Origin of the sequence: Glycomyces lechevalierae, from assembly GCF_027622945.1 — a bacterium.
Taxonomy (GTDB): Bacteria; Actinomycetota; Actinomycetes; order Mycobacteriales; family Micromonosporaceae; genus Glycomyces; species Glycomyces rutgersensis.
In genome coordinates this window covers 60614-87257 of the sequence record NZ_JAPZVQ010000008.1, presented here as the reverse complement: position 1 = coordinate 87257, position 26644 = coordinate 60614, and the positions used below count along the sequence as shown (strand labels likewise).

Below are 26644 nucleotides of genomic sequence, written 5' to 3'. Positions count from 1 at the left end.
CCGCGGCCCGGCCCTGACCGTCAGGCCGCTTCGGAGGCGTGGGCCAGCGCCGAGGGCGTGAGGCGGCCGACGATCGCGGGCGCCTCCTGCACGAGCGTGTCGTCGGTGACGGCTTCGACCATGAAGAGCGCGAAGTCGGTCCGCCGCGTCATGTTGCTGGCGAGGACCGGGTCGCCGACGTGGCGGGCCCAGACCGGCAGGCCTTCGCTGGGGCCTTCCTCGAGGTCGCTGCCGCGGACGACGGTCCAGCGGGTGCCGCTGTCGAAGATCAGGTCGGTGGCGCGGTACTGGTCGTTGAGGTCGACGAGCCGCGTGATCCGCAGGAGCCGGGCGAGGACGACCGCTGCTTTGATCTTCCGGGAGTAGACGTCCTTGCCGTCGCGCGTGATGTGCCAGCCGCACGAGAAGATCAGGCGCGCTTCGGGTCTCGCGTGGTCGATGACGGCTTTGGCAGTGCCCGAGGCGTAGTCGTCCACGCCCCAGGGCGCGAGGACGGTGAGGACGGCGTCGCAGCCTTCGACGGCCTTGGCGATGACCTCGCGGTCGTTCGTGTAGCCGCCGAGCACGGTGATGCGGTCCGCGTAGTCGGCGAGCTTGGGCACGCTCTTCTCGCGACAGACGCCGACCACCTCGTAGCCGCGTTCGAGCGCGTGCTGGACCATGTAGCGGCCCAGCTTCCCTGACGCGCCGACGATGCACATCCGCTTGCCCGCGCCGACCTGCGGCACGATCGGGTTCGACGGTTCCATGACTTCTCCTCGTGGTGAAGGGTGCTTCTACCTTTACACTGTACAGGAAATCTGTACAGTGTAAAGTACCGGCGAAAATCCGATCGATGAACGGGGATCGACGAGTGACCACCGAACCGGCATCAGCCCGCGGCACGCTCAGCAGGGAGAAGGTCGTGCGCGCCGCCGTCGAGATGGCGGACGAGTCGGGCGGCAAGGTACCGAGCACCCGCAAGCTCGCCGAACGCCTCGGCGTCCAGGCCATGGCGCTCTACCACCACTTCCGGAACAAGGACGCGCTGCTCGACGGCATGGTCGACTTCGTCTTCGCCGAGATCGAGTTCCCCGCCGAGGGCGTCGAGTGGAAGTCCGCGATGCGCGATCGCGCCCAGTCGATGCGCGAGGCCCTCATCCGCCACCCCTGGGCGACCGGGCTGATGGATTCGCGGGCGAACGCCGGCGTGGCGACGCTGCGGCACCACGATGCGGTGATCGGCTGCCTGCGCTCACAAGGGTTCACGGTCGCCGGTGCGGCGCATGCCTTTTCACTGCTCGACGCCTACATCTACGGTTTCGTGCTCCAAGAGCTGGCGCTCCCGTTCGAGTCGCCTGGCGACCTCGAAGCGGTCGCCGGCCCGATCTTGGAGCAGGCCGCCATGGAGGGATTCCCGCACCTGGCCGAACTCGCGGTCGAGCACGCCCTCAAACCCGGTTACGCCTACGCCGACGAGTTCTGGATCGGCCTCGACCTCATCCTCGACGGCCTCGAACGGCACCGAACCACCTGGACCTGATGCTCAGTTCGATTTTCAGTTCGGCGGTTGTCCCATGAAGTTCGCCAATTCGTCGATATGGATGCAGCTCAGCGATACAGCTCAAGTCGTGTTTTGGCGTTGTCATGCGTTCGCTTGCCGGTGGGGTGAACGGGCACGGTCAGAACGAGCAGCGACAATGAGATGGGCGCGGGACGGGGTGTCTTCTTTCGTCCCCGGGGCCTGATTGAGTTCCGGTTCAAGCGGCGGCGACAACGAGGTGGTGGCGGGCTGCTGTTGCTGCTGCGGCCGCCCGGTCCGGTCGGGCCGTGGTTCAACCTGGCAGCGACAACAAGGCGTCATGCAGTCCTGGCTGGTCTCCGGCTGCTCGGCCCGATTGCCTCAATGTTCAAACTGGCGGCGACAACGAGGCAGTGGCAAGGCGCGGACGCACTGCGGCTGCCCTGCCCGATCGGGTCGGGGTTCGGGCGGGCGGCGATGGGAAGTGGTTGGCGGGGGTCGGATTCCTGGCTTGGGCATGCCAAGGGGCCCGAACCTCAAGCGGAGGTTCGAGCTGCGCTGCATAGTGTGGTGCCCTTGCGGCGCTTCCCCCAGCAGTCGCCCGCTGGGGCACCCTAAGACCGGTACCGGTATCGGTGCCACCGACTCCGGGTCCGGTTTCGCGAAGTTCGCTCGGCATCGGGCCTTCGCCGCTCGCATGGCATTGATCGCCCGGTCTCGTTCAATCATCTGGGCCATGCCGTCAAGCTCGGGCTTCATGCTCTCGGACCATTCGGAGCGGTAGAGCCCGGTGGGGAACACATCCCAGTCCGAGCCTTGGTGTTCGGTGTCCATGTCGTGGTCGGTGCGCCAGTCCGAGCAGCCGCAGCCTTGGCTGTCGTTGCCGCCTGCTTCGTGGCCGTCATGGTGGGTGATGATGGCCTGGCCGGGCCCGGTCTTCTCCACGCTCCAGCCAGTCGTGTGGATCCGGCCGTGGTGGAACCGGCAGAGCAGGATCAGGTTCTCAGCAGTGGTCAGCCCGCCATCGGCCCAATGCTGGATGTGGTGCGCCTCAGTCCAAGCGACCGGCCGGTCACAACCGTGCCAAGCACACCCTTTCGGTTGCTCAAGCTCCAGCTTCCTCCTAAGGGAAGCGTTCGGGAGGCGCATCGCCCGACCGAGCTCGACGGCTTCACCGGTGGTGTAGTTGAAGACCGAGGGGATGACCCCGGCTTCACAAGCGAGCAGGCGGGCACGGGCGACGCTGATCGGCTGCCCTTCCAGGAGGGGGAGGCGGCCGGTGTCCTTGCCCTGCAACGTCTCGATGTCCACCACCAGATCCAGGGTGGCAGTGTGCCCATGCCTCGTGGCCGCCTGCGGCGAGGACCCGTACCCGGCCAGGAGCTGGTGGAGGGCTTCGGCATTCCGGTTCGCCTGCGCGGGCAGGAGCCCTTCCCCGCCCTCAGTATCAGCCTCAGCCTCGGTGTCTTCCTGGCGAGGCGGCGGGCACGCGGTCTTCAAGTACTTGTCCAGCAGCCGACCGGTCGCCTCGGACAGGGTGCCTTCGAGGTGCCACATGCCGTTGCCGGTCTCGGTGAGTTCAAGCCGCTGCAGGGACTGCTCACCCAACTCGTCGAACAGTTCGCTCTCTTCTGCAATCGAGGCCCACAGCTCATCCAGGTGCCGCCGCAGCTCCTTGAACGAAGCGTGCTGGCAGTACTGGGCGACCATCGCCTCTGGAGTCGTGCACTCGACCGAGGCATCGAAAGGCGAGACCGCAGGGGTGCGGAAGGGGGTGCGGGCGAAGAGTCTCATGGCGGGGGTCTGGTCGAGTTGGCGGACGGCATAGGCGACCTGGTCGATCCTGGCGGTTCCTGTCGTTGCCGCTTTGGCCAGGATCCGGAACTTCCCTGACAGTCTCGCGATGGCCGCGATGGATCCTGCCGTGTTGTAGGTGAAGTCGAACTGGGACAGCAGCAGATCCCGCAGGGCGGAGAACCCGAACTCGGAGCGGTGCAGGCCCTGCTCCTTCATCGCGATCACGGAGGAGAGGATCTGGGTGTGGAAGGCGTTGATACCGGCAGCGGCCTCATCGAGGGCCGTGCGGATCGCCGCAGCCTGAGACCTGCGATCGGCAGAAGCAGAGAGGTTCGAGGCGGGGGAGAGGGCCGGAGTGGTGTGGGTGTTGCAGTGGGCCATGGGTCTCGCCTCCACACCTGTTCTCGAATGATCTGGCTGTTTTCGCTTGCTTGTTCGTACTTCAATGATGACATCCCACCGTGCTGGTGTCATCACCCGATAGAGTGAACATTCCATAGAGGACTATCGATACCCTGCCCCACCTCCACTCCAACCTCCCTGGAGCGCAATACAAACCAAGGGAGAATCGCTACCCCCGCCCGCGCCCCGACGCTGCCTGCCAGCCGCACTGCACGCCCAAAAGGGATCCGACCCTTTGTCGCTGCCCGCTCTAACCTCGACCGAAACGGCGCGGCAGGCGTGAGTGATCCATGCGCGCCCACACCGCAATTCGCCATTCAGACTTCTGCGTGGTACTCGAGTTCGTAGGCGCTGGCATCGATGATCATCTCGGTGACCTCGACGCAGCGGTCTTCGGCGTCGAACGCGGTGCGCACGATCGCGATGACCGGTGTGCCTCCGGGAAGTTCGAGCGCGGTCCGCTCCGCTGGATATGGCATCCGCGCATGCAGGCGTTCGGTGAATCGGACTGGCGCACGCCCGATCTCGGCGAGCCGGGCGTAGACGCCGCCAGGTCCCGTGTCGGTGTAGACGATCGGGGTCGCGCGGACCATGTCGATCAGGTAGAAGGAGTCGGCGAGCTGGACCGGCCGCTGCTCGACCGCGAAACGCCTCGAACGGCGCAGCACCGGGTCGCCGGGCGCAACACCCAAGGACGACGCGATCGACTCGCTCGCCGGTACCTCGCCGACGGTCACTTCGACCATGCGGGCCCGCTTGCCGGTGTCGGCGTCCTGGATCGCCTCGCCCTCGCGCCAGACGGTGAGGCGATGCGGGAAGGAGCGGACGATCCGCTCGAAGCTCCGCACATAACTGCCGGAACTCGGCTTGGTGATGATGTATCCGGCTTCGCGGAGCTGAGCGAGCACTCTCGCGGCGGTGCCGCGGTCGATGCCGAACTCTTCACTAATCAATGTGGCGCTGGGCATGCGGTCGCCGGGAGCGTAAGTGCCGTCGATAATGCGCTGGCGCAGCGCGTCGACGGCGACCGCCGCTGATGCGCCCCGCTTGCCTGGCATGTCCCTCGAACCCCTCCTCGCCTGATGCCGCATCAGCCTACCCAGTGGCGCGCCCCGGAATGAGCGGCGTGTGAGCGCAACTCATTTCGATGGCATTGCTTGTTGACCGATGCCATCGGTTGTGGTGTACTTATCGGACTAGTCGGACCCAATAGGGCCGCAAACGAACAGCGACCCGCCGGAAAGCTTGGAACCTCGACCGGCGGGCCGCGCGCTCCACGAGAACGGAAGTCCCATGGCGCTGCTGAGCCTAGTTCGCGACCCTGTCCCCGCTCGGACGAAGATCGCCCTGCATCTCCACGAGCCTTACCGGACCTGGCTGGGGTTCGGCCGTCTCCGCTGCACTTGGTGCGGCGAGCGCTGGGGCACACACGGCTGCACCGCCCGCGAGTCCGCCGTGCGCCTCTTCCTTTACACCGCAACCAAAGCCCAGCGCGCCGCCGCGCTCGAGTCGGGCGACATCTCCCCCGCCGACCTCCGGCTCCGTCGCAGCACTCCCACCCGCCACCGCCGCAGGACGCGCCCCTCCCCCAGCCCGACCGCGCCCAATCCGCTTGCCGCCCTTGTCCTCGAACTCCAAGGGGCGGCCCGATGACCGACAAGACGAAACCGCGCCGCGCACTCATCCCGATCGACCGCCGCGACGACTCCGCCGACTCGCGCGACTGGCTCAGACTTGACGAGTTCTACATCGGCATCGGCGGAGGCGATCGCGTCCGCCTCACCGTCTTCCGTTCCACCACCGACCCGACACTCCACCGGCTCGTATCCGACGAGATGACCAGCGCGGGTCCGCGGCTCATCGCCGTGCTCACCGAACCGCCGTCCGACATCGAGAACTGGCACCCGGCCTGGGAGCACGACCCGATGCGTCCGGCCGTCGAAGCGCGCGCCCGCACCATCGCCGGGAGGCGCTGACGAGAGCGGCCGATTCGCCGAATACGACGTTCCCGCATCTCACCTTGTATGGATCGACGAGTATCAACACGGTCTCGACGCTGGACTTCGGGGTGCCCGGTAGTCCAAGATGAGGCCATGTGGCCCCGATCGACCCATCTCATCCCCCCGGGGAGGATGCCGTGCATCCGCTGATCGGGTTCTTGATCGCCGTAGGGCTGTTCGCGATCGGCCTCTACGGGGTCCTCACGCGCCGCAATGCGGTGCTGCAGCTCGCCGCCGCCGAGCTCATGCTCGGCGGGGTGCACCTGGTGCTGGTGACCGCCGATCTGGTCCACAATGCGTACACCGGTCAGAGCTTCGCGCTGTTCATCGTGGTCATCGCGGCCGCCGAGGTCGGGGTCGGGCTCGCGCTCATCCTGAACCTGTGGCGGGAGCGGGCCACGATCGACACTGACGACCTGCCCGCCGAGACTGACGGGGCTGCCGGGCGCGGAGCCGAGACTCACACTTCAGGTGCGCTTCAGGAAGCCCGCTCTAGGGTTGAAACCGGGGGCCCTTCCCTGGCCGCGGACGATGTTTCCGGGGTGCCCGCTGAAGCGCCTCCCGAGGACCGGAGCGGCTGATGGCGTACGGACTCCTCCTCATCGGCCTCCCCGCCGCGGCGGGGCTGGCCGGGCTGCTGTTCCGGCATCGGGGCCTCGCGAAGTTCTGGGCGATCGCCGCGCCGGCGTTGGCACTGTGTGCGGCGCTCATGTGCGCGGTCACCCTGCCCGAGTTCGCGCTGACGCTGGCCGACTTCGGTTCGATCCGAGTGGAGCTCGCGCTCGACGTCTCGGGAACGGCTGCGGCCGTGGCGATCGCGACGGCGTTCGTGACGCTCCTCGTCCAGGTCTACTCGGCCCCGTACCTGCGCGACGATCCGCGCTATATCCCGTTCGCGGCGCAGGTGAACCTGTTCTGCGCCGCGATGCTGCTCGTCGTGGCCGCCGACGACCTCGTGTTCCTGCTCATCGGGTGGGAGGTCATGGGCGCCTGCTCGTACCTCCTCATCGCGCACTACGCGAAGCTGCCCGAAGCGCCCGGTGCGGCGGCGAAGGCGTTCCTGGTGACGCGCTTCGGCGACGTGGCGTTCGTGCTCGGCGTGATGGTCCTCGGCACTGCAGCCGGGAGTTTCCGGATCGGCGACGTCGCGGAGGTGTCCGGAGGGACGGCTGCGGCCGGGATGCTGCTGATCCTGTTCGGCTGCATCGGGAAGTCCGCGCAGTTCCCGCTCCAGATCTGGCTGCCGCCCGCCATGGCCGGCCCGACGCCGGTGAGCGCGCTCATCCACGCCGCGACGATGGTCGCGGCCGGCGCGTACGTGCAGACGCGGCTGCTGCCGGTCTGGCCGGAAAACCTGCTGCTCGTGGTCGCGCTGGTCGCTGCAGCGACGATGATCGGCGCGGGCCTGTGCGCGCTCGCGGCAAGGGATCTCAAGGGCGTGCTCGCATGGTCGACGGTGAGCCAGGTCGGGTTCATGTTCGCGGCCGTCGCAGTCGCGGCCGGGGACGCGGCGCTGTTCCACCTCGTGTCGCACGCGGCGTTCAAAGGCCTGCTGTTCCTCACCGCGGGCGTCATCATCTCGCTGGCGGGGACGAGCGGCTCACTGCGGACGACCCGGCTGCGGCCTGGCGATGCGCCGCTCGCTTTCTGGGCCATGACGATCGGACTCGCCGCAATGGCGGGTCTACCGCCGCTGGGCGGCTTCTACAGCAAGGAAGCGGTCCTCGGCGCGGCCTACGAGGCCGGGACGCCGGCCGGGGTGGTCGTGTTCTGGGCCGGGGTCGGCGCGAGCATCCTGACGGCGGCGTATTCGGCGCGGCTGTGGCTGATGCTGTTCTGGCGCGGCGAATCCGCGCGGGAGACACGGCCGGCGGTGCCGGTCGGTGAGTCGTTCAGCCTGTGGGCGTTGATGATCGCCACGGTGGGCGTGGGCGCGGTGTACTACACCGGGCTGTTCGAGGTGCCGGACCTGCACATGGATCTGATGGCGCTGGTGCTGCTCGCGACCGCCGGGGGTTTCCTCGTGGTCGCCGACGCGTGGTGGCGCACGGTCCGGCGCGGCGTGCCCGCGACGGACGACGAGCGCGACCCGGCGGGCGTCCTCGGCCGGGCCCGGCCCGCGTTCGCGGACGGCCTGTACGCGGAGTGGTTGGCGGGCAAGGCGACCCGCGCGATGGCGCGGACGGCCGGGTCGGCGGCGCGGGTGCTCGACGAGCAACTGGTCGACCGGACGGCCGTGGAGGGCTCGGCGCGGGCGACGCTCGCCGCGGCCGAGGAGACCGCGGCCGGGCACCGGGGCGGGCTGGTGCGGTACCTGCGGTTGAGCGCCGCGGGGACGCTGCTGGTCGCGGTGGTGGCGATCGGGGTGAGCCTGTGGACGTGATGCTGCTGGTCGCGGTCGCGGTGCCGTTCTTCGGCGCGGTGCTGGTGTGGGCTTGGCGGGAGCGGGCTTTCGCGCATTGGCTCGGCGTGGGCGCGGCGGCGCTGTCGCTGGCGGCGGTCGCGCTGCTGCCGATCGGGCGCGGCGACGGCAACTGGGTCATCACTGGCGGGCACCTCTCGGGCGGCTGGTGGCACCAGCTCGAGTACGAGTGGGCGCCCGCGATCCACCTGGACTTCGCACTGGCGGTCGACGGCGTCTCCTGGCCTCTCGCGGCCCTGACGGCGCTCCTCGGCCTCCTGTGCTGCCTCCACAATGCGCTGGGAGCGGAGGGCCGCACTTCAGCTCCCCTTCAGGTTCCGGTCGCTACGGTTGCAACCGGGGGCCCTTCCCTGGCCGCGGATGACGTTTCCGGCGTGCCCGGCCAATTGGGGCCCGGTGTGCCCGGTGGCGCGGCAGCGCTCGGCGCGTCGGGATCTTTCGCGGGTGCCGGGGCGGCTCGGCCCTCCGCATCGCTCACCGCCCTCCTCCTCGCGGTTCAGTTCGCTTCGATCCTCGTGTTCTTCGCGGACAACCTGATCCTGTTCTTCATCGCCTTCGAGGCGGTGCTCCTCCCGATGTGGGCGATCATCCACCGCTACGGCGACCCCGCCGCGCGGCGGCATGCCGCCGCGAAGTTCGCGCTGTTCACCGTCGGCGGGTCGCTGGTCATGGCCACGGGCCTGTTCGTCGCCGTCGCCGACACCGGGACCGCCGACCTCGGGGCGATCATCGTCGGCGGGGGCGTCGGCTCCGGCGTCTCGCTGCTCGTCTTCACCTTGCTGGCCATAGGATTCGCGGTCAAAGCCCCGCTCTGGCCCCTCCACTCCTGGCTGCCCGACGCGCACACCGCCGCCCCCACAGTGGGCTCGGTCCTCCTCGCCGGGGTCCTCCTCAAACTCGGCACCTACGGCCTCATCCGCATCGCCGGCGGCATCGCCCCGCAAGGCGCGGCCGACGCCGCGCCCGTCCTCGCGGTGCTCGCCACCCTCGGCATCCTCATCGCGGGCCTCGTCTGCCTGAGCCTCCCCGAACTCAAACGCCTCATCGCGTACTCCTCGGTGGGCCACATGGGCTTCGTGGTCCTCGCCTTCGCCGCCGGCACCGAAGCCGGCATCCGCGCCGCGCTCTTCGGGAACGTCGCCCACGGCCTCATCACGCCCCTCCTGTTCTTCCTCGCCGGAGCCCTCAAGGCCCGCACGCGCACCGGCCTCCTCGGCTCGCTCGGCGGCCTCAGGCTCGCCGCGCCCCAGCTCGCGGGCCTGCTCGGGTTCGCCGCGCTCGCGTCGCTCGGCCTGCCCGGCCTCGCCGGGTTCTGGGGCGAGGCCTTCACCGTCTACGCCGCAACGGAACGCGGCGGCGCCTGGCTCGCGCTCGCCGCCGCCGCGGCGTTCGGGGCGTTCCTGGCCGCGGCCTATCTGCTGCGGATGCTGCGGCGGGTCAGCCACGGCCCCATCGTGCCCGCGACCGACGGCATCGGCGACGCCTCCACTGTGGAACTCGCGGTCTGGGCGCCGCTGGTGGCCGGGACGCTGCTGCTCGGCCTGATGCCGGGGCCGCTGCTGGACCTGTTCGGGGAGGGGCTGCTGTAGATGCGGGTCCAGGCGATCGACCACGTGGCGCTGCTGCCGCTCTACCTCGCGGCCGGCACGGCCGCACTCGCGCTGTTCACGGGACGGTTCGCGAAGGCCTGCATGATGATCGGGCTCAGCGCCGCCGCGATCGCGGCAGTCATTGTGGCGGCGGGGGCGGACCGGGCCACGTTCGCCGTCGGCCCATGGCATTCGTACTGGGCCGACGACGCGGCGATGGGCGCGGCGGCCCTGTTCGCGGGCTTGAGCGTCCTGGTCGCGGCGGTGAGCGGACGCCAGCCGGGCGAGTACTGGTTCCTACTGGCGGTCTCGGCGGCGGGCGGCATCACGCTCGCGGGCGCGCGCGACCTCATCACGCTCATCGTGGCGCTCGAGACCCTGACCGTGCCCTTGTACGTGCTCGTGACCAAGCCCGGCCGCGACGGCGCCGAAGCGGGCGTGACCTTCGTGATCGCCTCGATCGCGTCCTCGGCGACCGCGCTCATGGGCGCGGCGTTCCTGTACGCGGCGGCCGGCACGGTGCACCTGGCCGGTCTCGCAAGCAATTTGGGGTCGGCCGACCCCGCGCTCACGGCGGCCGGGGCCGCGCTGCTGCTCGGCGGTTTCGCGTTCAAGCTCGCGGCCGCGCCGCTGCACGCCTGGGCGCCGCTCGTGCTCGAACGCGCCCCGCTGCCGATCGCCACATACCTCGCCAGCGCCTCGAAGCTCGGCGGCGCCGTCGCGATCATCTGGGTCGTCTATTTCGGTCTCGCGGCGGGCGCCGAGACGAGCACCGGGATGGTGGTGGCGGCGTTGAGCGTCGCCTCGATCGCGATCGGGAACCTCGGGGCGCTGGTGCAGCGCCGCACGGTGCCGCTGCTCGCGTGGTCCGGCATCGCCCATGCGGGCTACGTGCTCGCCCCGCTCGCGGTCGTCGCGACCGCCGTGGGGCAGGAGGCCGCGTCGGCGGCGCTGGCGTACGCGGTGTTCTTCGTGCTGCTGGAGGCGGGCGCCTTCGCGGCGCTCACGGCCGTCAGGCCGGTCGCCGCCGCCGAGGGCCGCGTTTCCGGCGTCGGCGAAGGCGGCGCGATCGGGGAGCTCGCCGGGCTGTGGCGGTCCGCGCCGCTTCCGGCCTCGGTGTTCCTCTTCGCGGTGATCGGGCTGGCCGGGCTGCCGCCCGCGCTCGCGGGGACGTTCGCGAAGGTCGCGATCCTGGAGGTGCTGGCGCCTTCGGCGGTGTGGCTGGCTGTGATCGTCGCCGCAGGTTCGGTGCTGGGGCTCGCCTACTATCTGCCGCTCGCCCGGACCGTGCTGCTCGGCCGGGGGCCTGCGACGGGCAAGGGCCGCTTCGCGATCGCCGTCGCCGCGATCGGGCTGGCGCTGCTCGCGGTGACCGTGGCGCCGCAGGCCGTGCTCGACTTCACCGCCGTTTCTCGGTGAATTCCCAGCTCATGCAGAAATACTGGCCGTAATCAGGACGTTGCTTCTTCCCACAGGGAGGGAACTCGAACATCATGAAGCACCACAACGGCCTCAAGACGGCGGTGCTGCTCGGCGCGATGTCGGCGCTCGTGATCGCCATCGGCTACGCGCTGGGCGGCTCCACCGGCATCGTCATCGCCGCGGTCATCGCCGTCGGCATGAACGCTTACGCCTACTTCAACTCCGACAAGATCGCCCTGCGCGCCATGCGGGCGCGGCCGGTCTCCGAGGCGCAGGCCCCGCAGCTCTACGCGATGGTGCGCGAGCTCGCGCAGCGCGCGAACCAGCCGATGCCGCGCCTGTACGTCTCGCCGACCATGCAGCCGAACGCGTTCGCGACGGGCCGCAACCCGCAGAACGCGGCGGTCGCCGTCACCGAGGGCATCCTGCAGCTCCTCACGCCCGCCGAGCTGCGGGCCGTGATCGGGCACGAGCTGTCGCACGTCTACAACCGCGACATCCTCATCTCCTCGGTGGCCGGGGCGCTCGCCAGCATCATCACGATGCTCGCGAACCTCGCGATGTTCCTGCCGTTCTTCGCGTCCGACGACGAGGACCGGCCGAACCCGCTCGTGTTGCTGCTGACGATGATCCTCGGCCCGCTCGCGGCCGGCCTCATCCAGATGGCCGTGTCGCGCTCGCGCGAGTACGAGGCGGACGCGGACGGCGCGCGCCTCACCGGGGACCCGCTCGCGCTCGCGAGCGCCCTGGAGAAGATCTCGGCCGGGGTCGACCGGATGCCGGCGCGGTCGGACAGCCGCATCGCGGAGCAGTCGCACCTGATGATCGAGTCGCCGCTGCGCGGCGGCGGGCTCACGAGCCTGTTCTCGACCCACCCGCCGACGGCGGAGCGGGTGAAGCGCCTGCGGGAGATGGCCCGCGGCGTCGTCCGCTAGTGCGCTAGCCAAGGGGTACAGCGAAAGCCGCGTCGACATCGTCGACGCGGCTTTCTCACGTGTTCGAGCGGACCGCTCAGTACGACGAACCGCCGCCACGGAGGTCTTTGAAGCCCGTGCGCACGTCCAGGAGGTACACCAGCGCCGCGGCGAGCGCGATCAAGGTGAACATGAACCCTCCCCGCACACTGAGCAACAGCGACAGGAGCAGGGTGATCGCCAGAATGCCGAGCCAGGCGCCCTTCGAGAGCGTGCCGACGGCGCTGAACGCGTCGGGTTTCTGCACCGCGCAATGGGTGAGGGCGATCACCGACAGCAAGGCAGCTCCGAGCGTGATGACCAGGTAGACGAAGAACCTCACCTCGAAGGCGAAAGCTACCGCTGTGAACTCAGGCATGCGCTCAGCCTACCCGCAGGTGCTCGCGAGCCGGTCGTCTCGGCTACTTGCCGAGCTTGCGACGCTGCACGCGGGTCTTGCGGAGCAGCTTGCGGTGCTTCTTCTTCGCCATGCGCTTGCGCCGCTTCTTGATGACCGAGCCCATAGAGCTTCCTCACAGATGTTCACTAGACAATTTTTCGAGCCCGACCAGCCTAACGCGCCTGCCCGGCGGCCCCCGCGCCGGGCGAGCGGAACCGCAGGCCCCGTCACAGCTCGTGCGTGGCGGGACCTGCCGGGCCGAGGGGGATCAGTCGTCGGTCTGGAGCGCTTCGGAGAGGTAGGTCTTGACGGCGCTCTCGGGCACGCGGAAGGAGCGCCCGACCCGCACCGCCGCGATCTCGCCGTTGTGGACGAGCCGGTACACCGTCATCTTCGAGACGCGCATCAGCTCGGCCACCTCCGTCACCGTCAAGAACTTGACCTCGTCGAGGAGGTCCCCGGGTTCGCTCATGTGTCTCACCGTTCTGTCGAGGGCTGTTGCGAGCACTTATGCAAGGACGTGGGGTGTGTGATGTGTTTGAGGTGCGGCGGACGCGAATGCCCATATGAACCGAAACAAGTCGGTCGTCACAGACTGTGACGTTGATGTCTTTCGATTGGGATGAGGCTCATGTTACGGCAGTCCGGGCCACCCGGCAACACCCGATCTCACACGGTCTGGGCAATGAAGGCCGTAATCTCCTGCATCAGGTCGGCATAGCTCTTCCCGTACACCTCTTGCGCCTTGTCCACCGCGGGCTCGCCCTCGCGGGCGGTCGCGCCGAAGAACTCGGCGAACTTGTCGACCCCGTACGTGTCGATCAGGTAGTGCACGCCGAGGAACCCGCACCCGTACTTCCCGGAGCCGGCGAGCGTGTCGTCGTCCGCGTCGGGCGGCAGGATGTCCGTCGCGCAACCGCCCTGCTCGACGTAGTCGCGCACGTCCAGCGCGCGGTCGTACTCGTCCACGGGCCGGTCGCCGTTGTCGATGTACTCGGCCACGCCCTCGACCATCCACCACGTGTCGTCCGCGTACCGCTCCGACGGCGCCGCCCACAGCGTCACCGCGTGCCCGAGCTCGTGCCGGATCACCGAGGTCAGGCCGTAGCCCCAACCCGTCCGGTCCACGCCCATCACCGTCGCGTACGTCGACGGCTGGCGCCGCCCGTCCACCGTGCCGTTGAGCGGCAGCGCGAAACCGAGCACGTCCTCGGAGTCCCAGAAGCCCCCGAACCAGGTCTCGAACTCCTCGTCGCTCGCGATGTAGATGACGTACCGGTCGGGCTTCTCCCAGTACGCCCACTCGTCCGCGTTCACCGCGGCCGCCTCGGCGATCTCCAACGCGTCGTCGAGACGGTCGGCCATCTCCAGCGGCACCGCGGTCACCGTGCGCTCCCCCACGGCCGCAACCAGGTCGGTGACCTCCCACGGGTGCGGGCCCTCCCCGTACTCCGAGTTCGAGACCTCGACCATCACCATGCCGTCCTCGCCCGCGCGCCAGCGCGAGTCGAAGACGATGTCAGCGGCCTTGCACGTGTCCGCCGGCTCCACGAAGCAGTACGAGAGCGCCACCGAGATGTCGTAGAGCGGCACCGCACCGGACGCGTCCTCGATCGGACCCGAGGCGATCTGGTAGTCGAACCGCGACACCTGCATCGACGTCAGCGAGTCGAAACGGCCCGTCATCGCGTCGTGCAGCGTCGGGTCGTACGCCGCCAGCCAGCCCTCGAGGCTGCCGTTGATGAGCGACTCGCTCTGCGCGTCGAGCACGAGCTGCGCCTGCTCCTTGAGATAGGCGAGGATCTCCGCCTCGGACGCGTCCGGGCCCGGACTCGGGACCGAGCCCTCGCCTGGCTGGACCGCGAGCCCCTCGATCGTGCCCGTCTCGGCCCCCGGCAGCGCCGGACGCCAGCCGTTGACGAGGGCCCCGCCGAAGACGGAGCCCGTGACGAGCAGCAGGACCATGAGGATCGTGCCGAACCGCGACCGCTTCCGGTCGGGCCGCGGGTAGTAGTGCACCGGCCCGCCGGGCCACGGCGGCATCGCCGACACCGGGATCGGCCCCGGCGGGACCTGCCCGGGCGGGACCGCGCCGTGCTGCGGCACGCCCTGGTAAGGGGCCGTTGGATAGTGGCCGGGCGGGGCCTGGCCAGGCATGGGGCCCTGCGGCACCGCCCCCGGCGGCAGCATCTCGACCGGCAGCGCCGACGGCGGCGCCGTCGGCTCCGGGATCGGCGGCATCGGGGCGGCCTGCGGGATCGCCGCATTGCCCGCGTCCGCCTGCGGCAGCACCGGTTCGGGCGAGGTGCTGCGCGGCGTCTCGGACCCGGAGCGCTGGCCGGGCACGTGCGGCGCCGGCGCGGCCTGCCCGGGGCGGGGCTCGCCGGGGTGGTCGCGCTCGGGGGAATCCGGGGTGAAGTCCTCGGGGGCTTGAGTCACGTTCGCAACTGTAGTCGCCGATCGCTACCCGTGCGAGCCCCGAACAGCGGGTGTGCGCTGGTCGTCCACCCCGCGTGAACAGGGACGGGCCGCGACGGCGGACACACCGGCGCGGCCCGGAACCTCAGAGACTTCTAAGACTTCGTCCACAAAGAGCGCGCGAACACGGCCAGGTTCGCCGGGCGCTCGGCCATGCGGCGCATCAGGTACCCGTACCACTGGTCGCCGTACGGCACGTAGACGCGCATCCGGTACCCGTCCGCGGCCAGCCGCAGCTGCTCCGTGGGGCGGATCCCGTACAGCATCTGGAACTCGAACGAGTCCTTGTCCCGGTCGTACCAGCGGGCCCGGTCGATGCCGATCTCGATGAGCCGCGGGTCGTGCGTCGCGAGCATCGGGTAGCCCTCGCCGGCCATGAGCGCGTTGATGCAGCGCACATAGGACCGGTCGACGTCGAGGCTGCGCTGGTAGGCGACCGACTCGGGCTCCTTGTAGGCGCCCTTGCAGAGCCGGATGCGCGAGTCCGGGACGGCCTGCGACTTGCAGTCGTCCTCGGTGCGGCGCAGGTAGGCCTGCAGGACCGCGCCGGTGGACGGGAACTCCTCGCGGAGGCGCTGCACGATCTCCAACGTGGAGTCGGTGACCGTGTGGTCCTCCATGTCGATCGTGACCGTCGTGCCGGCGTCCGCGGCGGCCCCGCAGATCTCGCGGGCCCGCTCGTAGGCGAGCTCGGGGTCGATGCGCTGGCCGACCGCGGAGAGCTTGACGCTGACCTCGGCGGACTTGGCGAGGCTCTCCTTCTTGAGGGCGGTGAGGAGGCCGAGGTATTCGTCGCGGGTGGCGTCGGCCTGCTCGACGACGATGGTGTCCTCGCCGAGGTAGTCGAGGGTGGCGAGCAGTCCGTCGGCCGCGAGGGTCCTGGTGGTGGCGACGGCGTGGGCCGTGGTCTCGCCCGCGACGTAGCGGCGGACGAGCGAACGCGTCACCGGCGCGGTGCCGACGAGCCGCTCGATCTTCGATGACCGGGCGGCGGCGAGAATGACAGAACGCAGCATGTCTGCAGCGTAGCCGCACCCGGCCCGGGCACAGGTCACGGTGGCGTAACACGTGTGCCGCAACATTGGAAACCGCGCCCCGAATGGCGAAAACTTCTTGCCTTCCAAGGCCCGGCTGGCGTCAGGCCTCTGTTCCCGCCGGTTCACTCAGGGAATTTGCCTGGTTCTGACCATTTTGGTCGGTTCGCGGCGAGGGCACCAGCGGCTCCGGGCCGCCGTTGAGCAGCCGGCGGTAGATCGCGTCGTAGCGGGCGGCCTGCGCCTCCCACGTGAACTCGTCCAGGAACCCCGGTTCGGCGTAGGGCTTCGTGTAGCGCGGGCGGTCGTCGAGCACGGCGCGCACGCCGCGCGCGAGGCCCGCCGCGTCCCCGTAGTGGAAGACCTCGCCGATGCCGAGACGCGCGACCTCTTCGGACATCACTTTCACGTCGCTCACGACGACCGGGAGTCCGGCGTGCATGAACTCGAAGAACTTGGTGCTCAACGCGCTCTCGTGGTTCACCTGGCCGGTTTCGAGCGGGTGGACGCCGACATCGGCAGTAGCCAGGAAGGTGGTCAGCACGTCGTACGGCACGTAAGGCATGAGGTGGAGGCGATCCGCGGCCCCGAGATTCGCGGCCTGCTCGATCAGCGAGTCCGGGTACGGCCCGGTGAGCTGATTGATCACGAAGGCGGCGTGGAGATCCGGTTCCAGACCAAGCGCCTCGGCCATGAGGTGCAGCCCTCGCACCGGCGTGGCCCCGCCGCAGTAGACCATGAGCGGCGTCGCGGCGTCCAGGCCGCAGGCGGCCCGCACGTCCCGGAAGCCCTCCGGAGTCGCCCAGTCCTCGCGGGCCGCGTCCGGGCGCGGCGGCGAGTTGAGGACGATCTCGGGAGTCTCGGAAAGCCCATGCTCTTCCACGAGCAGTTCGGCGATACGCGGCGACACCGTCACCACGGCGTCGGCATACGGCACGTATTCGGCCTCATGCGCGATCTGCGCGGTCTGCCACTTCGGGTTCTTCGGCTTGATACCGGGCACGAACTCGTGGGCGTCGTACACGACGGGGACCTCGCGTCCCTTGACGCGAGCACGGGCGGCCGCACGCACACCGACGCCGAGCATCCGGTGGTCCTGCACGTGAATCAGGTCGGGCGCCAGCTTGGTGATCAACGGCGAGAACGCCAGGTCGAAGCGGAAGGACCACGGGTCGAGCTTGCGCCAGGCACGGTCCCCGAGCATCAGCTTCCAGTACGACGCCTCGAACCGCTCCAGCCGGCCGTCCGGGCGGGCCTTCTGCGCCTCGGCCATGCCCCGCGTCTGGGAGAGGCGGAAGCGCAGCCAGCGCACGCCGGCTTTCGTCCGCACCCGCTGCGCGAGCAGCGGCAGGCCGCCGCGGCCGCGGCGCTCGGCGAGCAGGCGCCGCTGCGCGTCCTCGGTGCGCAGGATCCGCCGCCGCTCCCACTCCAGCTCGGCCTTCGCGACCGTGGCGTGGGCGAACGGGAAGCGGGCGCGCGCGAGGCGCTGGCGCAGCGGGTTCAGGCCGGGCCAGAGCTTGACGACGCGCCGGTACGCGGTCGCGCCGCCGAGTTCGAAGCGGGAGGCCGTCTTGCCGGGGGCGATGCCGATGAGGTGGACGTCCCAGCCGTGCTCGGCCATCGACCTCGCGCCCTTCTGCACCCGCGAGTCGCCGTCGATGGCGTTGTCGACGAGCATGACGACGCGGCGGCGGGGGTGCGGCCGCTCCTGGTCCGACATCGGTGCTTCTCTCTGTGAGGCTCCTCCCGCCCGGGCGATGGACGGAAAGCCCCATATTAGTGACACCGCGGCCGGGGCCGCACCCGCCGTGGCCGCGGCGGGTTCAGAGGGGCAGGTAGGGCGGGCGGTCCTCCTTGCGGTGGGTGTCGGGGTCCCAGGGTTCGAGGGGGAGGACGACGGGGTGGTCCTTGTAGGGGCCGTAGTGGAGCGCGCGGGTGACGACGGGGCGGGCGTGGCGCTTGGCGAGGGACCAGGCGAGGGGGACGGCCGCGGGGTCGGGGCAGACGACGTGGTCGGCGGCGCCGATGTCGAGGCGGCCGATGCGGCGGAGCGCGATCGCGCGGAGGGCCTGGTGGCGGACGGGCCGGTAGAGCTTCCAGAAGAGGTTGCGGCGGCAGAAGCCGGCGGCCTTGCGGTGGGCGCGGCGGGCGAGGCCGGCGCCGGGGACCCTGCCGTCGAGGCGGCGGAGCACCGCGGCGGGGGCGCGTTCGATGACGGATTCGTAGAGCCACAGGAGCGGCTGGCGGTTCTCCGGCTTCGCGAGCGAGTACACCTCGACGCTGGGGTGGAGGGCGGGCGCGCGGCGCCAGCCCTGGCCGTCCGCGACGACGGCCTGGACCTTCACGCCGCGGCGGGCCATCTGGTACGCGTAGTCGTTGGTGCGCTTGATGGCGCCGTTGCCGAAGAGGAGGATGACGACCCGTTCGGGGAGTCCGGCGGTGGTCTCGAGCGTGTCAGTGCTTTCAGTGCTGCTCATCGCTCGCCTCCGTTCTGCGCGATGGCGCGGGCGCGCCGTTCGAAGGCCTCTATGGCGCGGTAGCGGGTGAAGCCCGCGCCGTATTCGCGGGCGCGTTCGGCCAGGTCCGGGTCGGCCTTGCGGGCCGCGTCCCCGGCCTCGGCCATGGCGGCGGCCACGGCGCCGGGGTCGAGGCTGCCGGGGTTGAACCAGAGCGGGTAGTCCCGCAGCAGTTCCTCTGCGGCCGAACCGGGTTCGTGCACGGAGACGATGGGTTTGCCGGTGGCCATGTACTCGAAGATCTTCCCGGAGGTCACGTACTTGGAGCCGCCGACGAGGAACACGAGCACGTCGCTCGCGGCGTACGCGTCGCCGATCTCGGCCTTGGAGACGGGTCCGTGGTGGCGGACGCGGTCCTCGGCCTCGTCGTCCAGGCCGATGTCGGCGCGCATCCGCGACTCGTACTTCGCGAAGAACCCGAGGTGGCCGTAGAGGTCGAGGGTGCTGCCGGGGTGGGAGCCGGCGCCGGCCATGGCGCGGAAGCCCGCGAAGAGGGCGTCCACGGGCTGGTTGGCGGTGAGGGTCCCGATGTAGGCGTAGGAGAGCGGGCGGCTCTCGTCCGCTGTGGACTCGGGGATCCGCGGGAGGACGTCGGGGTCCCAGCCGTTGAGCATCACGTGCATGCGCTCGGCCGCGCGCGGGTAGCGCGCGGCGTGCCACTCGCGGAGGGCCTCGTTCACGAACAGCGCCTCGGCGGCGTTCTCGAGGATGCGCTTCTCCCAGCGCCAGGCCTTGTCGCCCTTGGGGAACGCGTCCTCGTTGGTGAACAGGTCGAGGGTCCAGGAGTCGCGGTAGTCCACGATGTACGGCAGGCCCGTGCGCCTGCCGAGCTCGTAGGCGGCGCCGAAGGCGGAGAACGGGTTGCCGGTGGCGACGATGAGGTCGAAGGGGCGTTCGGCGTGGAGCCGCAGGCCCTCGGCGACGGCGGACTCGCCCCAGGAGGCGTACCGGTCGGGGAACTTGAAGCGCTGCAGCCATTTGTGCCAGCGGGCGGCCAGGAACGGGAAGTTCCCGCGGAAGGACCCGAACGCGCGCACGTCGGTCTCCCACATGAAGTCGTCGAGCGCGGGGCTGACCGTTGCGATGCGGGGGTCCACAGTGTCCAGGAGGCCGTCGTCGGTGGAGCCGACCACGTCGGTGAGGAACCACTGCGGGACGCGGGCGACGGTGACGTCCCAGCCGGCCTCGGCGAAGTAGTTCGCGGTGGCGCGGGCCCGGTAGACGCCGCTGGCGCGCGAGGGCGGGAAGTAGAAGGCCAGGTAGAGCAGCCGTAGGGGCGGCGGTTCAGCGGTCACGGTCGCCTCCGGGCAGGGGCTCGTACGCGTAGGTCGCGCGGGTGTCGGGGTGCGCGTCGAGGAGGGCGGGCACGAACTCGGCGGCGAGTTCGATGGCCGCGGACTCGCAGAGGACGAGCCAGTCCGGTTGCGCCGCTTCGATGCGCGCTTGGACGCGTTCGAGGCGGTGGCGTTCGCGCAGGGCCTCGGTGCGGCGTCTGCGGTCGGCGTCGAGCGGGTTGGTGACCTGGCGCTTCCACCGGCGGGCGGCCTTGTCCGCGGGTTTGCGGAGCGGGCCGCGGCCGACGCGGCGCAGGAGGCCGAGCGGGAGCTTGCGGGCGAAGAGCGCGGTCGCGCGCGGCTCGGCGGCGTCGATGGTGTTGGCCTGCAGCCATTCGACCTCGACGCGCGGGTCGAGGTCCCAGCCTTCGCGGTTCACGCCGGCCTCGGCGACGAGGACCACGTGGTGCCCGTCGTCGAGGGCGCGGCGGGTCTCGATCGCGACGGCGCGCTTCCGGCTGGCCTGCGGGGCGAGGAAGAGCAGGTTCACGATGCGTCTCCGAACCAGATCCGGTGGTGGTGGTCGCCTACGGCTTCGTAGGAGTACTTGGCGCGCAAGTGGTCCCGGGCCCGGTCGAGGTCGACCTTGCCGGGGTAGCGGTCGCGCAGGGAGCGGTAGGCGTCCGCGAAGACCGACGGGTCATCGACGACGTCGACGAGCGCGCCCGCGTCCTCCTCGATGCCTTCCAGGACCTGGTCGGAGCCGCCCGAGCGGGTCACCAGGACCGGGGTGCCGGCGGCGAGCGCCTCGACGACGACCACGCCGAAGGTCTCGTGGCGGCTGGTGTGCACGAGCAGGTCGTGGTCGGCCATGAGCCCGGGGATGTCGCCCGGTTCGACCGCGCCGATGAAGTCCACCGCGTCGTCAAGGCCCAGTTCCGAAGTGAGGGCGAGGAGCTGGCGGCGCAGTTCGCCCTCACCCGCGAGCGTGAGCCGGAGGTCAGGGTCCTGGGCACGGCATTCGGCGAACGCGCGGAGGAGGTGGTCGAGGCGCTTGCGTTCGATGAGCCCGGCCACGGACAGCCAGCGCCGCAACGCGATCGGCGGTTCGGGGCGGCGGACGCGGAAGTCGATCGGGTTGGCGATGTACGCGAGTTTCCCGGCGTGGTGCGGGAAGACGTCCTCGATGAGCCGGTGCAGGGGCTCGCCGACGACGAAGAGCCCGGCGCTGCGGTCCAGGATCTCGTCGTAGAGGGCGCGGGCCTCCTCCTGGGCGAGCACGTCCGCGAGGAACGAGGAGTGCTCGGTGAGGTAGACGCGCGCGCCGGGGCGGGCGTTCTCGAGCGCCGCGTACCCGCCGTACATGGGCACGTGCGCGTGGATGAGGTCCGCCTCGATCTGCTTGCCGTCCAAGGCGACGCGCAGCCATTCGGCGTGGCGGCGGGCGTGGAGGGCGTGCTCGCGGCTGCGTTCGATGACGACCGGGAGGCGATAGAGCCGGGCGCCCGCGACGGCCGGGGCCGGTGCGAGGGCGCGCGGCAGGAGCCGGTGCTGGAGGTCGCGGACGCGGGCCAGCTTCTCCGGTTCGCGGGTCACGGCCCAGCCGTCCAGGTGGTAGACGTCCACACTGTCCAGCCCGGGGGCGGTGGCCTCGACCATCGCCTGCACGAACGAACCCCGGTAGGGGCGTTGGGCGTCGGGGTACCAGGGGGTCACCACGGCCACGTGTCGGCGTGCGCTCATCGCCGGGCCCCCTTCCCGAGGAGTTCCTCGTACAGCGAGACGTACTGGCCCACTTGGCGTTCCCACGTGTACGCGGCGAGCGTCGCGGGATCGCGGTAGGGGGCCCGGTACGACTCGGGGTCGGCGATCACCTTGTCGATGGCCGTGACGAGGCTGCCCACGTCCCCGGAGGTGAAGACCTCGCCGTTGCCGATGCGCCGCACCTCCTCCGAGAGGGTCTTCACATCGGAGACAATGAGCGGCAGGTGCGCGTGGCTGTACTCGAAGAACTTGTTGGGCAGCGCGATCTCGTGGTTGATCGGCCCGGTCTGCATGGGGTGGATGCCCATCGTCGCGGTGGAGAGGAACCGCGGCAGGTCGGCGTAGTCGACGTAGCCGCGGAAGTGCAGCCGCTCGGCCATCCCGTACTGCTCGCCCAACGCGATGAGCGACTTGACGTACGGGTGGTTCGGCCGGTTGACGAGGAACGCGACGTGCAGCGCCGGGACCTGCCGGGCCGCCTCGATGATCATCTCGATCTTGCGTTCCGGTGCGGCCCAGCCGGAGTAGACGGCGAGCGGCGTGTCCGGCCCGAGTTCGCAGGCGGTGCGCACGTCGCCCGGGTCGGGCCGGGAGAAGTCGGGCGTGAGCGGCGCGTTGAGCACGACCGCCGGTTCCCGCTGCAGCCCATGGTGCTCCTTGAGGAGCGCGGCGAGCGGCTGGGAGACGGTGACGATCGCGTCCGCGTACGGCAGGTACCGCCGCTCGTAGCGGACCAGGGACTCGAAGCGGTCGGCCGGGAGCGTGTCGCAGCCGGGCACGAACTCGTGCGCGTCGTACAGGAGCTTCACCGCTTTGCCCTTGCGGCGCAAGGCCGCGGCGGCGCGGGCGCAGAACCCGATCGGGTACATGTCGTGCGCGTGCAGCAGGTCCGGTTCGAGCCGGACGATCTCGGGCAGCAGCGCGAGCTCGATGCGCACGGCGTCGTTGTCGAGCCGCCGCCACACGCGGTCGCCCAGCAGCAGCGTCCACCAGCGGCGCGAGACGCGGTCGAGGAACCCGTTCTCGCGGGCGAGGTGGCGGTCGCGGGCCTTGGTCTGGTCGATGCGGCGGCCGATCCACACGCGCTGGACCTTGCGCCCGGCGCGGCGCACGAGGCGCGGCACGCGCAGCAGGCCGCTGCCCGGCTCCTCGGCCATCGCGGCGACCTCGATCCGCTCGGCCTTGATGCGCTGCACGCCGTGCCCGGCGCGGGCCGACTCCCGGTACGCCAGCGGGTACTTCAGGCCCGCGACGCGCCGGCGCAGGGTGCGCGGCGGGTCCATCTTGGGGACGGGGATCTTGTGGTAGTCGACGTCGCCGTGCCGGTAGTGCTCGGGCTTGCGCGCGACCGAGAGGCCGACGAGGTGGACCTCCCAGCCTGCTTCGGCCATGGACTGCGCGGACTTCTGCACGCGCGAGTCCCCGTCGATCCGGTTGGCCACCACCATGACCACGCGGCCGGGCCGCGTAACGGCGGTCACGCCGCCCGCCCGAGCTCGGGCACGTCGGCTGTTTCGGGAGACCCGATGAGGGACGCGTAGACGCCCGTGAGGTGCTCGGCCTGGCGCCGCCAGGTCCACTCGTCGAGCGGCACCCGCTCGAGGTAGGCCTCGCGGTAGCGCTCGGGGTCGGCGAGCACGAGCGTCACGGCCCGCGCGAAGTCCGCGGTGTCCCCGGCCCGGAAGACCTCGCCCTGGCCGGTGCGGCGCACCTCCTCGGCGATGGTCTTCACGTCCGAGACGACCATGGGCAGCCGCGCGTGCGAGTAGTCGAAGAACTTGGTGTTCAAGGAGATCTCGTGATTCTGGTGGTGGTGGTTGGGGCTGACCCCGATGTCGGCCCCGGCGATGAACCGCACCACCTGGTGGTGCGGGACGTGGGGCAGGATGTGGACCCGGTCGGCGACGCCGAGCTCCTCGGCGCGGGCGGCCATGCGGCGCACGTACGCCCAGTGCGGCTTGGAGACGACGAGCGCCGTGTGCACCTCGGGCAGGGAGGGCAGGGCCTCGACCATGATGTGGATGCCGCGCTGCTCCAGCGGCACGCCGCTGTAGATCATCAGCGGCGTGTCCTTGTCGACCCCGCACAGTTCGCGCAGGTCGGGCACGTCCTCGCCGTCGTCCTCGCGCTGGTCGGGGGTGTTCATGACGATCGCGGGGCGCGTCTTCAGGCCGTGCTCGGCGACGAGGAGGTCGGCGAGCGGCTCGGAGACGGTGACGACGGCGTCCGCGTACGGCGCGTGCTCGCGTTCGAAGCCGAGCTGGGCGGCGGGCCACCACGGGTGGGGCTTCCAGGGCTTCATGCCGGGCAGGAACTCGTGCGCGTCCCACACGAGCTTCACCTCCCGGCCCACGGCCTTGGCGCGGATCTTGGCGCGGGCGCCGACGCCGAGCATCTGGAAGTCGTTGGCGTGGATGAGGTCCGGCCGCAGCTCGTCGATGACGGGGCCGAACGCGAGCTCGAGGTCCCACAGGGCCGGGTCGAGCCGGCGCCAGGCGCGGTCGCCGAGCGCGGCGGTCCAGAAGCGGCCCGCGGCGCGGTCGACCGGGGCGTTCGCGGCCGCACGGCGTTCGCGCACGCGGCGGCTCAGGCGGGTGCGGGCGCGGATCCACGTGCCCGCCGCGCCCACCGCGAGGCTGCGGGCGCCGAGGGCGAGGCGCGGGCCGGGCCCGGCGCCTTCGACCGCGATCTTCGCTCTCGCGTACGCGAGGTCGGCCTTCCAGGCCTGCACCTGCTTGCGGCGGTAGGACTCGAGGGGCCCGGGCGGGTAGGCGAGGGGGCTGCGCAGCCAGGGGCGGCGGACCTCGTGGCGGCGCAGGTCGAAGTCGCGGCCGGTGGGCACGAGCCGCACCGTCGCGCCGCCGAGCTGCCACTCCTCCGCGCGCTTCTCGCTGCGGCCCAAGAGGATCACGTCCCAGCCCGCGGCGGCGGCGGAGGCCGCCTCCTTCTGCACGCGGGAATCGCCGACGACGCCGTTCTGCACCAGCATCACGATGCGTCTGCCCATGGTTCCTCCGAATGGTCGTGGTGGGATGGTCTCCTACCCCGGTCTAACGACAGATCGTACGAAACGGATTCGTTCACCCTTCGTTGTCTCGCAGTTCGAAAACGCGACTGACCTGCGCAATATGACGTTCGCTTGCTTCCGCTGAGGTCGTGGCGAACGCCCCGTCCGTATACTCGTCCCGGTCAAGACCGATCTCGGCGAACGCCACCAATCCATTGAAAGCAGCGAATGCGTTACAGGGTTCAGGAATCCGCTCAGGTGCACGAGACCGCCGCGGTCGGCGACGGCTCCGCGATCTGGGAGCTCGCCCAGATCCGCGAGCACGCCAGCCTCGGCACCGACTGCGTGATCGGCCGCGGCGCCTACATCGGCACCGGGGTGCGCATCGGCGACAACGTCAAGATCCAGAACTACGCGCTGGTGTACGAGCCCGCGACCCTCGCCGACGGCGTGTTCGTCGGCCCGGCCGCCGTGTTCACCAACGACCACAACCCGCGCGCGGTCGCCCCCGACGGGAAGGCCAAGCGCGCCCACGACTGGGAGGCCGTGGGCGTCGACGTCGCCGAGGGCGCCTCGATCGGCGCGCGCGCCGTCTGCGTCGCCCCGATCCGCATCGGCCGCTGGGCCATGGTCGCCGCCGGTGCCGTCGTGACGAAGGACGTGCCGGACTACGCGCTCGTCATGGGCGTCCCCGCCCGCTTCGCCGGCTGGGTCGGGCGCGCGGGCGAACGGCTCGAGGCCGACGGCGAGGGCCAATGGCGCTGCCCGCAGACTGGGGAGCGGTACGCGGAGCAGGACGGCGTCCTCTCCCCCATCGAAGAGAGCAAGGAGCAGCAGTGAAGGTCGTCAGCATCGTCGGGGCCCGCCCCCAGCTCGTGAAGCTCGGCGCGGTCGCGAAGGCCTTCGCGGGCACCGAGCACCAGCACGTGGTCATCCACACCGGGCAGCACTACGACCCCGAGCTCTCGGACGTGTTCTTCACCGAGTTCGGCATCCCCGAACCGGACTTCCACCTCGGCATCGGCTCGGGCAGCCACGGCGCCCAGACCGGCGCGATGCTCGCCGCGATCGACCCGATCCTCGACGCCGAGCAGCCCGACTGGGTGCTCGTCTACGGCGACACGAACTCCACGATCGCGGGCGCGCTCTCGGCCGTCAAGCAGCACCTGAAGGTCGCGCACCTCGAGGCCGGGCTCCGCTCGTTCAACCGGCGCATGCCCGAGGAGCACAACCGGGTCCTCACCGACCACTGCGCGGACCTGCTGCTCGCGCCCACCGACGAGGCCGTGCGGCACCTCACCAACGAGGGCCTGGGCGACCGGGCCGTGAACGTCGGCGACGTCATGGTCGACGTGTGCTTCCACACCCGCGACGCCGTGCTGGCCGCGGGCGAGCGCCCCGAACTGCCCGCCGGGATCGACCCCGAGCGGCCGTTCCTCGTCTCGACGCTGCACCGGGCCGAGAACACCGACGACCCCGAGCTGCTCGCCGCGCTCGTCGAATCCCTTGCGGGCCTGCCGATCCCGGTGGCGCTCCTGGCGCACCCGCGGCTGCAGGCGAAGGCCGAGCAGTACGGGCTCAAGCTCACCCAGGGGAACCTGCACGCGGGCAAGCCGCTGCCGTACCGCCAGCTCGTGGCGGCCGTCCTCGCGTCCTCGGGCGTCGTCACCGACTCCGGCGGCCTCCAGAAGGAGGCGTACCTCCTCGGCCGCGCCTGCACCACGCTGCGCACCGAGACCGAATGGGTCGAGACGCTCGAAGCGGGCTGGAACGTCCTGGTCCCGCGCCCGGACCGGCTCAGTGTCGAGGAGTGGCACGCGACCGCGACCCGTCCCGCGCCCGCCGAGACGCTGGACGCCCCGTACGGCGACGGCCGCGCCGGCGCCGCCGTCGTGAAGGTCCTCGAAGACCACTTGAAGTGACGCGCGGTGAGGGCGCCGGCGACAGGGTGAACACCCGGCCGCCGGCGCCCTCACCGTTCACCCCACATACCTGATCCGGACAGCTCAGGGCCCTTGAGCTCCGTGCTAACGTCCACTATCATGTCAGCGTTCTCAAGCTCCGGGGCCCCTCGCTCCGGCAGCG

25 protein-coding genes are annotated in these 26644 nt (G+C 70.5%); 10 read left to right on the top strand and 15 right to left on the bottom strand.

Going from position 1 to position 26644, the window contains the following annotated elements; genetic code table 11:
• Positions 1-20 precede the first annotated feature (20 nt).
• Positions 21-749, bottom strand: a complete 729-nt coding sequence (locus O2L01_RS14325) for an NAD(P)-dependent oxidoreductase (RefSeq protein WP_270122634.1) — start codon at positions 747-749, stop codon at positions 21-23.
• 104 nt (positions 750-853) lie between these two features.
• Between O2L01_RS14325 and O2L01_RS14320 the strand changes: the two genes are divergently transcribed.
• Complete coding sequence (locus O2L01_RS14320) at positions 854-1522, top strand: TetR/AcrR family transcriptional regulator C-terminal domain-containing protein (RefSeq protein WP_270122633.1); 669 nt, start codon at positions 854-856, stop codon at positions 1520-1522.
• A gap of 360 nt (positions 1523-1882) precedes the next feature.
• On the opposite strand, the gene O2L01_RS14315 is transcribed toward O2L01_RS14320, so the two are convergent.
• Together O2L01_RS14315 and O2L01_RS14310 are read right to left on the bottom strand one after the other, a co-directional pair.
• Complete coding sequence (locus O2L01_RS14315; protein WP_270122632.1) at positions 1883-3679, bottom strand: HNH endonuclease signature motif containing protein; 1797 nt, start codon at positions 3677-3679, stop codon at positions 1883-1885.
• Between the two features lie 338 nt (positions 3680-4017).
• Entirely contained in the window at positions 4018-4758 is a 741-nt protein-coding gene (locus tag O2L01_RS14310) for a GntR family transcriptional regulator (protein ID WP_270122631.1), read from the bottom strand.
• A gap of 235 nt (positions 4759-4993) precedes the next feature.
• Between O2L01_RS14310 and O2L01_RS14305 the strand changes: the two genes are divergently transcribed.
• The 7 genes from O2L01_RS14305 (at position 4994) to htpX (ending at position 12068) form a co-directional block, all read left to right on the top strand.
• Positions 4994-5353: a hypothetical protein gene (locus O2L01_RS14305; RefSeq protein ID WP_270122630.1), complete on the top strand. Its 360-nt coding sequence runs from the start codon at positions 4994-4996 to the stop codon at positions 5351-5353.
• Positions 5350-5676 (top strand): hypothetical protein, encoded by a 327-nt coding sequence (locus O2L01_RS14300; RefSeq protein ID WP_270122629.1) that lies wholly within the window; start codon positions 5350-5352, stop codon positions 5674-5676. Before O2L01_RS14305 ends, O2L01_RS14300 begins: the two co-directional genes overlap by 4 nt.
• Positions 5677-5837: 161 nt before the next feature.
• Positions 5838-6281, top strand: a complete 444-nt coding sequence (gene nuoK / locus O2L01_RS14295; protein ID WP_270122628.1) for an NADH-quinone oxidoreductase subunit NuoK — start codon at positions 5838-5840, stop codon at positions 6279-6281.
• Complete coding sequence (locus tag O2L01_RS14290) at positions 6281-8083, top strand: NADH-quinone oxidoreductase subunit 5 family protein (RefSeq protein WP_270122627.1); 1803 nt, start codon at positions 6281-6283, stop codon at positions 8081-8083. Before nuoK ends, O2L01_RS14290 begins: the two co-directional genes overlap by 1 nt.
• Positions 8083-9711, top strand: a complete 1629-nt coding sequence (locus O2L01_RS14285; protein ID WP_270122764.1) for a complex I subunit 4 family protein — start codon at positions 8083-8085, stop codon at positions 9709-9711. The genes O2L01_RS14290 and O2L01_RS14285 overlap by 1 nt, the downstream gene beginning before the upstream one ends.
• Entirely contained in the window at positions 9712-11130 is a 1419-nt protein-coding gene (locus tag O2L01_RS14280; protein WP_270122626.1) for an NADH-quinone oxidoreductase subunit N, read from the top strand.
• A 74-nt stretch (positions 11131-11204) separates the two neighbouring features.
• Positions 11205-12068: a zinc metalloprotease HtpX gene (htpX, locus tag O2L01_RS14275; protein WP_270122625.1), complete on the top strand. Its 864-nt coding sequence runs from the start codon at positions 11205-11207 to the stop codon at positions 12066-12068.
• 76 nt (positions 12069-12144) lie between these two features.
• On the opposite strand, the gene O2L01_RS14270 is transcribed toward htpX, so the two are convergent.
• From O2L01_RS14270 to O2L01_RS14215, 12 genes are all read right to left on the bottom strand, one after another.
• Entirely contained in the window at positions 12145-12465 is a 321-nt protein-coding gene (locus tag O2L01_RS14270; protein ID WP_270122624.1) for a DUF2516 family protein, read from the bottom strand.
• A 43-nt stretch (positions 12466-12508) separates the two neighbouring features.
• Positions 12509-12610, bottom strand: a complete 102-nt coding sequence (locus O2L01_RS14265; RefSeq protein ID WP_081687713.1) for a 30S ribosomal protein bS22 — start codon at positions 12608-12610, stop codon at positions 12509-12511.
• A gap of 144 nt (positions 12611-12754) precedes the next feature.
• Complete coding sequence (locus O2L01_RS14260; protein WP_030155806.1) at positions 12755-12958, bottom strand: helix-turn-helix domain-containing protein; 204 nt, start codon at positions 12956-12958, stop codon at positions 12755-12757.
• 197 nt (positions 12959-13155) lie between these two features.
• The gene (locus O2L01_RS14255; protein ID WP_270122623.1) at positions 13156-14925 is read right to left on the bottom strand and encodes a gluzincin family metallopeptidase; all 1770 of its coding nucleotides are present in this window, start codon (positions 14923-14925) and stop codon (positions 13156-13158) included.
• Positions 14926-15059: 134 nt separating this feature from the next.
• Positions 15060-15980 carry a proline dehydrogenase family protein gene (locus O2L01_RS14250; protein WP_270122622.1) on the bottom strand — a complete coding sequence of 307 codons (921 nt, stop codon included), beginning with the start codon at positions 15978-15980 and terminating at the stop codon, positions 15060-15062.
• A gap of 121 nt (positions 15981-16101) precedes the next feature.
• Complete coding sequence (locus O2L01_RS14245) at positions 16102-17718, bottom strand: glycosyltransferase family 4 protein (RefSeq protein WP_270122621.1); 1617 nt, start codon at positions 17716-17718, stop codon at positions 16102-16104.
• 103 nt (positions 17719-17821) lie between these two features.
• Positions 17822-18475 carry a hypothetical protein gene (locus O2L01_RS14240; RefSeq protein WP_270122620.1) on the bottom strand — a complete coding sequence of 218 codons (654 nt, stop codon included), beginning with the start codon at positions 18473-18475 and terminating at the stop codon, positions 17822-17824.
• Positions 18472-19809 (bottom strand): glycosyltransferase, encoded by a 1338-nt coding sequence (locus tag O2L01_RS14235; RefSeq protein WP_270122619.1) that lies wholly within the window; start codon positions 19807-19809, stop codon positions 18472-18474. Before O2L01_RS14235 ends, O2L01_RS14240 begins: the two co-directional genes overlap by 4 nt.
• Entirely contained in the window at positions 19799-20338 is a 540-nt protein-coding gene (locus O2L01_RS14230; protein ID WP_270122618.1) for a hypothetical protein, read from the bottom strand. Before O2L01_RS14230 ends, O2L01_RS14235 begins: the two co-directional genes overlap by 11 nt.
• Positions 20335-21531 (bottom strand): glycosyltransferase family 4 protein, encoded by a 1197-nt coding sequence (locus tag O2L01_RS14225; protein WP_270122617.1) that lies wholly within the window; start codon positions 21529-21531, stop codon positions 20335-20337. The genes O2L01_RS14230 and O2L01_RS14225 overlap by 4 nt, the downstream gene beginning before the upstream one ends.
• Complete coding sequence (locus O2L01_RS14220; RefSeq protein ID WP_270122616.1) at positions 21528-23033, bottom strand: glycosyltransferase; 1506 nt, start codon at positions 23031-23033, stop codon at positions 21528-21530. The genes O2L01_RS14225 and O2L01_RS14220 overlap by 4 nt, the downstream gene beginning before the upstream one ends.
• Entirely contained in the window at positions 23030-24541 is a 1512-nt protein-coding gene (locus O2L01_RS14215; protein ID WP_344469363.1) for a glycosyltransferase family 4 protein, read from the bottom strand. The genes O2L01_RS14220 and O2L01_RS14215 overlap by 4 nt, the downstream gene beginning before the upstream one ends.
• Before the next feature lie 246 nt (positions 24542-24787).
• On the opposite strand from O2L01_RS14215, the gene O2L01_RS14210 reads away from it, so the two are divergent.
• Positions 24788-25399 (top strand): acyltransferase, encoded by a 612-nt coding sequence (locus O2L01_RS14210; RefSeq protein ID WP_344469351.1) that lies wholly within the window; start codon positions 24788-24790, stop codon positions 25397-25399.
• Entirely contained in the window at positions 25396-26481 is a 1086-nt protein-coding gene (gene wecB, locus O2L01_RS14205) for a non-hydrolyzing UDP-N-acetylglucosamine 2-epimerase (RefSeq protein ID WP_270122613.1), read from the top strand. Before O2L01_RS14210 ends, wecB begins: the two co-directional genes overlap by 4 nt.
• The last annotated feature ends 163 nt before the right edge of the window (positions 26482-26644 follow it).

Excerpts from the sequence above, each read along its gene's own strand:
- O2L01_RS14300 (WP_270122629.1), top strand. The coding sequence starts at position 5,350 with ATGACCGACAAGACGAAACCGCGCCGCGCACTCATCCCGATCGACCGC.
- O2L01_RS14290 (WP_270122627.1), top strand. The coding sequence starts at position 6,281 with ATGGCGTACGGACTCCTCCTCATCGGCCTCCCCGCCGCGGCGGGGCTG.
- htpX (WP_270122625.1), top strand. The coding sequence starts at position 11,205 with ATGAAGCACCACAACGGCCTCAAGACGGCGGTGCTGCTCGGCGCGATG.
- O2L01_RS14215 (WP_344469363.1), bottom strand. The coding sequence starts at position 24,541 with ATGCTGGTGCAGAACGGCGTCGTCGGCGATTCCCGCGTGCAGAAGGAG.
- O2L01_RS14270 (WP_270122624.1), bottom strand. The coding sequence starts at position 12,465 with ATGCCTGAGTTCACAGCGGTAGCTTTCGCCTTCGAGGTGAGGTTCTTC.
- O2L01_RS14240 (WP_270122620.1), bottom strand. The coding sequence starts at position 18,475 with ATGAGCAGCACTGAAAGCACTGACACGCTCGAGACCACCGCCGGACTC.
- O2L01_RS14250 (WP_270122622.1), bottom strand. The coding sequence starts at position 15,980 with ATGCTGCGTTCTGTCATTCTCGCCGCCGCCCGGTCATCGAAGATCGAG.
- O2L01_RS14285 (WP_270122764.1), top strand. The coding sequence starts at position 8,083 with ATGCTGCTGGTCGCGGTCGCGGTGCCGTTCTTCGGCGCGGTGCTGGTG.
- O2L01_RS14225 (WP_270122617.1), bottom strand. The coding sequence starts at position 21,531 with ATGAGCGCACGCCGACACGTGGCCGTGGTGACCCCCTGGTACCCCGAC.
- O2L01_RS14210 (WP_344469351.1), top strand. The coding sequence starts at position 24,788 with ATGCGTTACAGGGTTCAGGAATCCGCTCAGGTGCACGAGACCGCCGCG.
- O2L01_RS14245 (WP_270122621.1), bottom strand. The coding sequence starts at position 17,718 with ATGTCGGACCAGGAGCGGCCGCACCCCCGCCGCCGCGTCGTCATGCTC.
- O2L01_RS14280 (WP_270122626.1), top strand. The coding sequence starts at position 9,712 with ATGCGGGTCCAGGCGATCGACCACGTGGCGCTGCTGCCGCTCTACCTC.
- O2L01_RS14325 (WP_270122634.1), bottom strand. The coding sequence starts at position 749 with ATGGAACCGTCGAACCCGATCGTGCCGCAGGTCGGCGCGGGCAAGCGG.
- O2L01_RS14260 (WP_030155806.1), bottom strand. The coding sequence starts at position 12,958 with ATGAGCGAACCCGGGGACCTCCTCGACGAGGTCAAGTTCTTGACGGTG.
- O2L01_RS14310 (WP_270122631.1), bottom strand. The coding sequence starts at position 4,758 with ATGCCAGGCAAGCGGGGCGCATCAGCGGCGGTCGCCGTCGACGCGCTG.
- O2L01_RS14305 (WP_270122630.1), top strand. The coding sequence starts at position 4,994 with ATGGCGCTGCTGAGCCTAGTTCGCGACCCTGTCCCCGCTCGGACGAAG.
- O2L01_RS14265 (WP_081687713.1), bottom strand. The coding sequence starts at position 12,610 with ATGGGCTCGGTCATCAAGAAGCGGCGCAAGCGCATGGCGAAGAAGAAG.
- O2L01_RS14315 (WP_270122632.1), bottom strand. The coding sequence starts at position 3,679 with ATGGCCCACTGCAACACCCACACCACTCCGGCCCTCTCCCCCGCCTCG.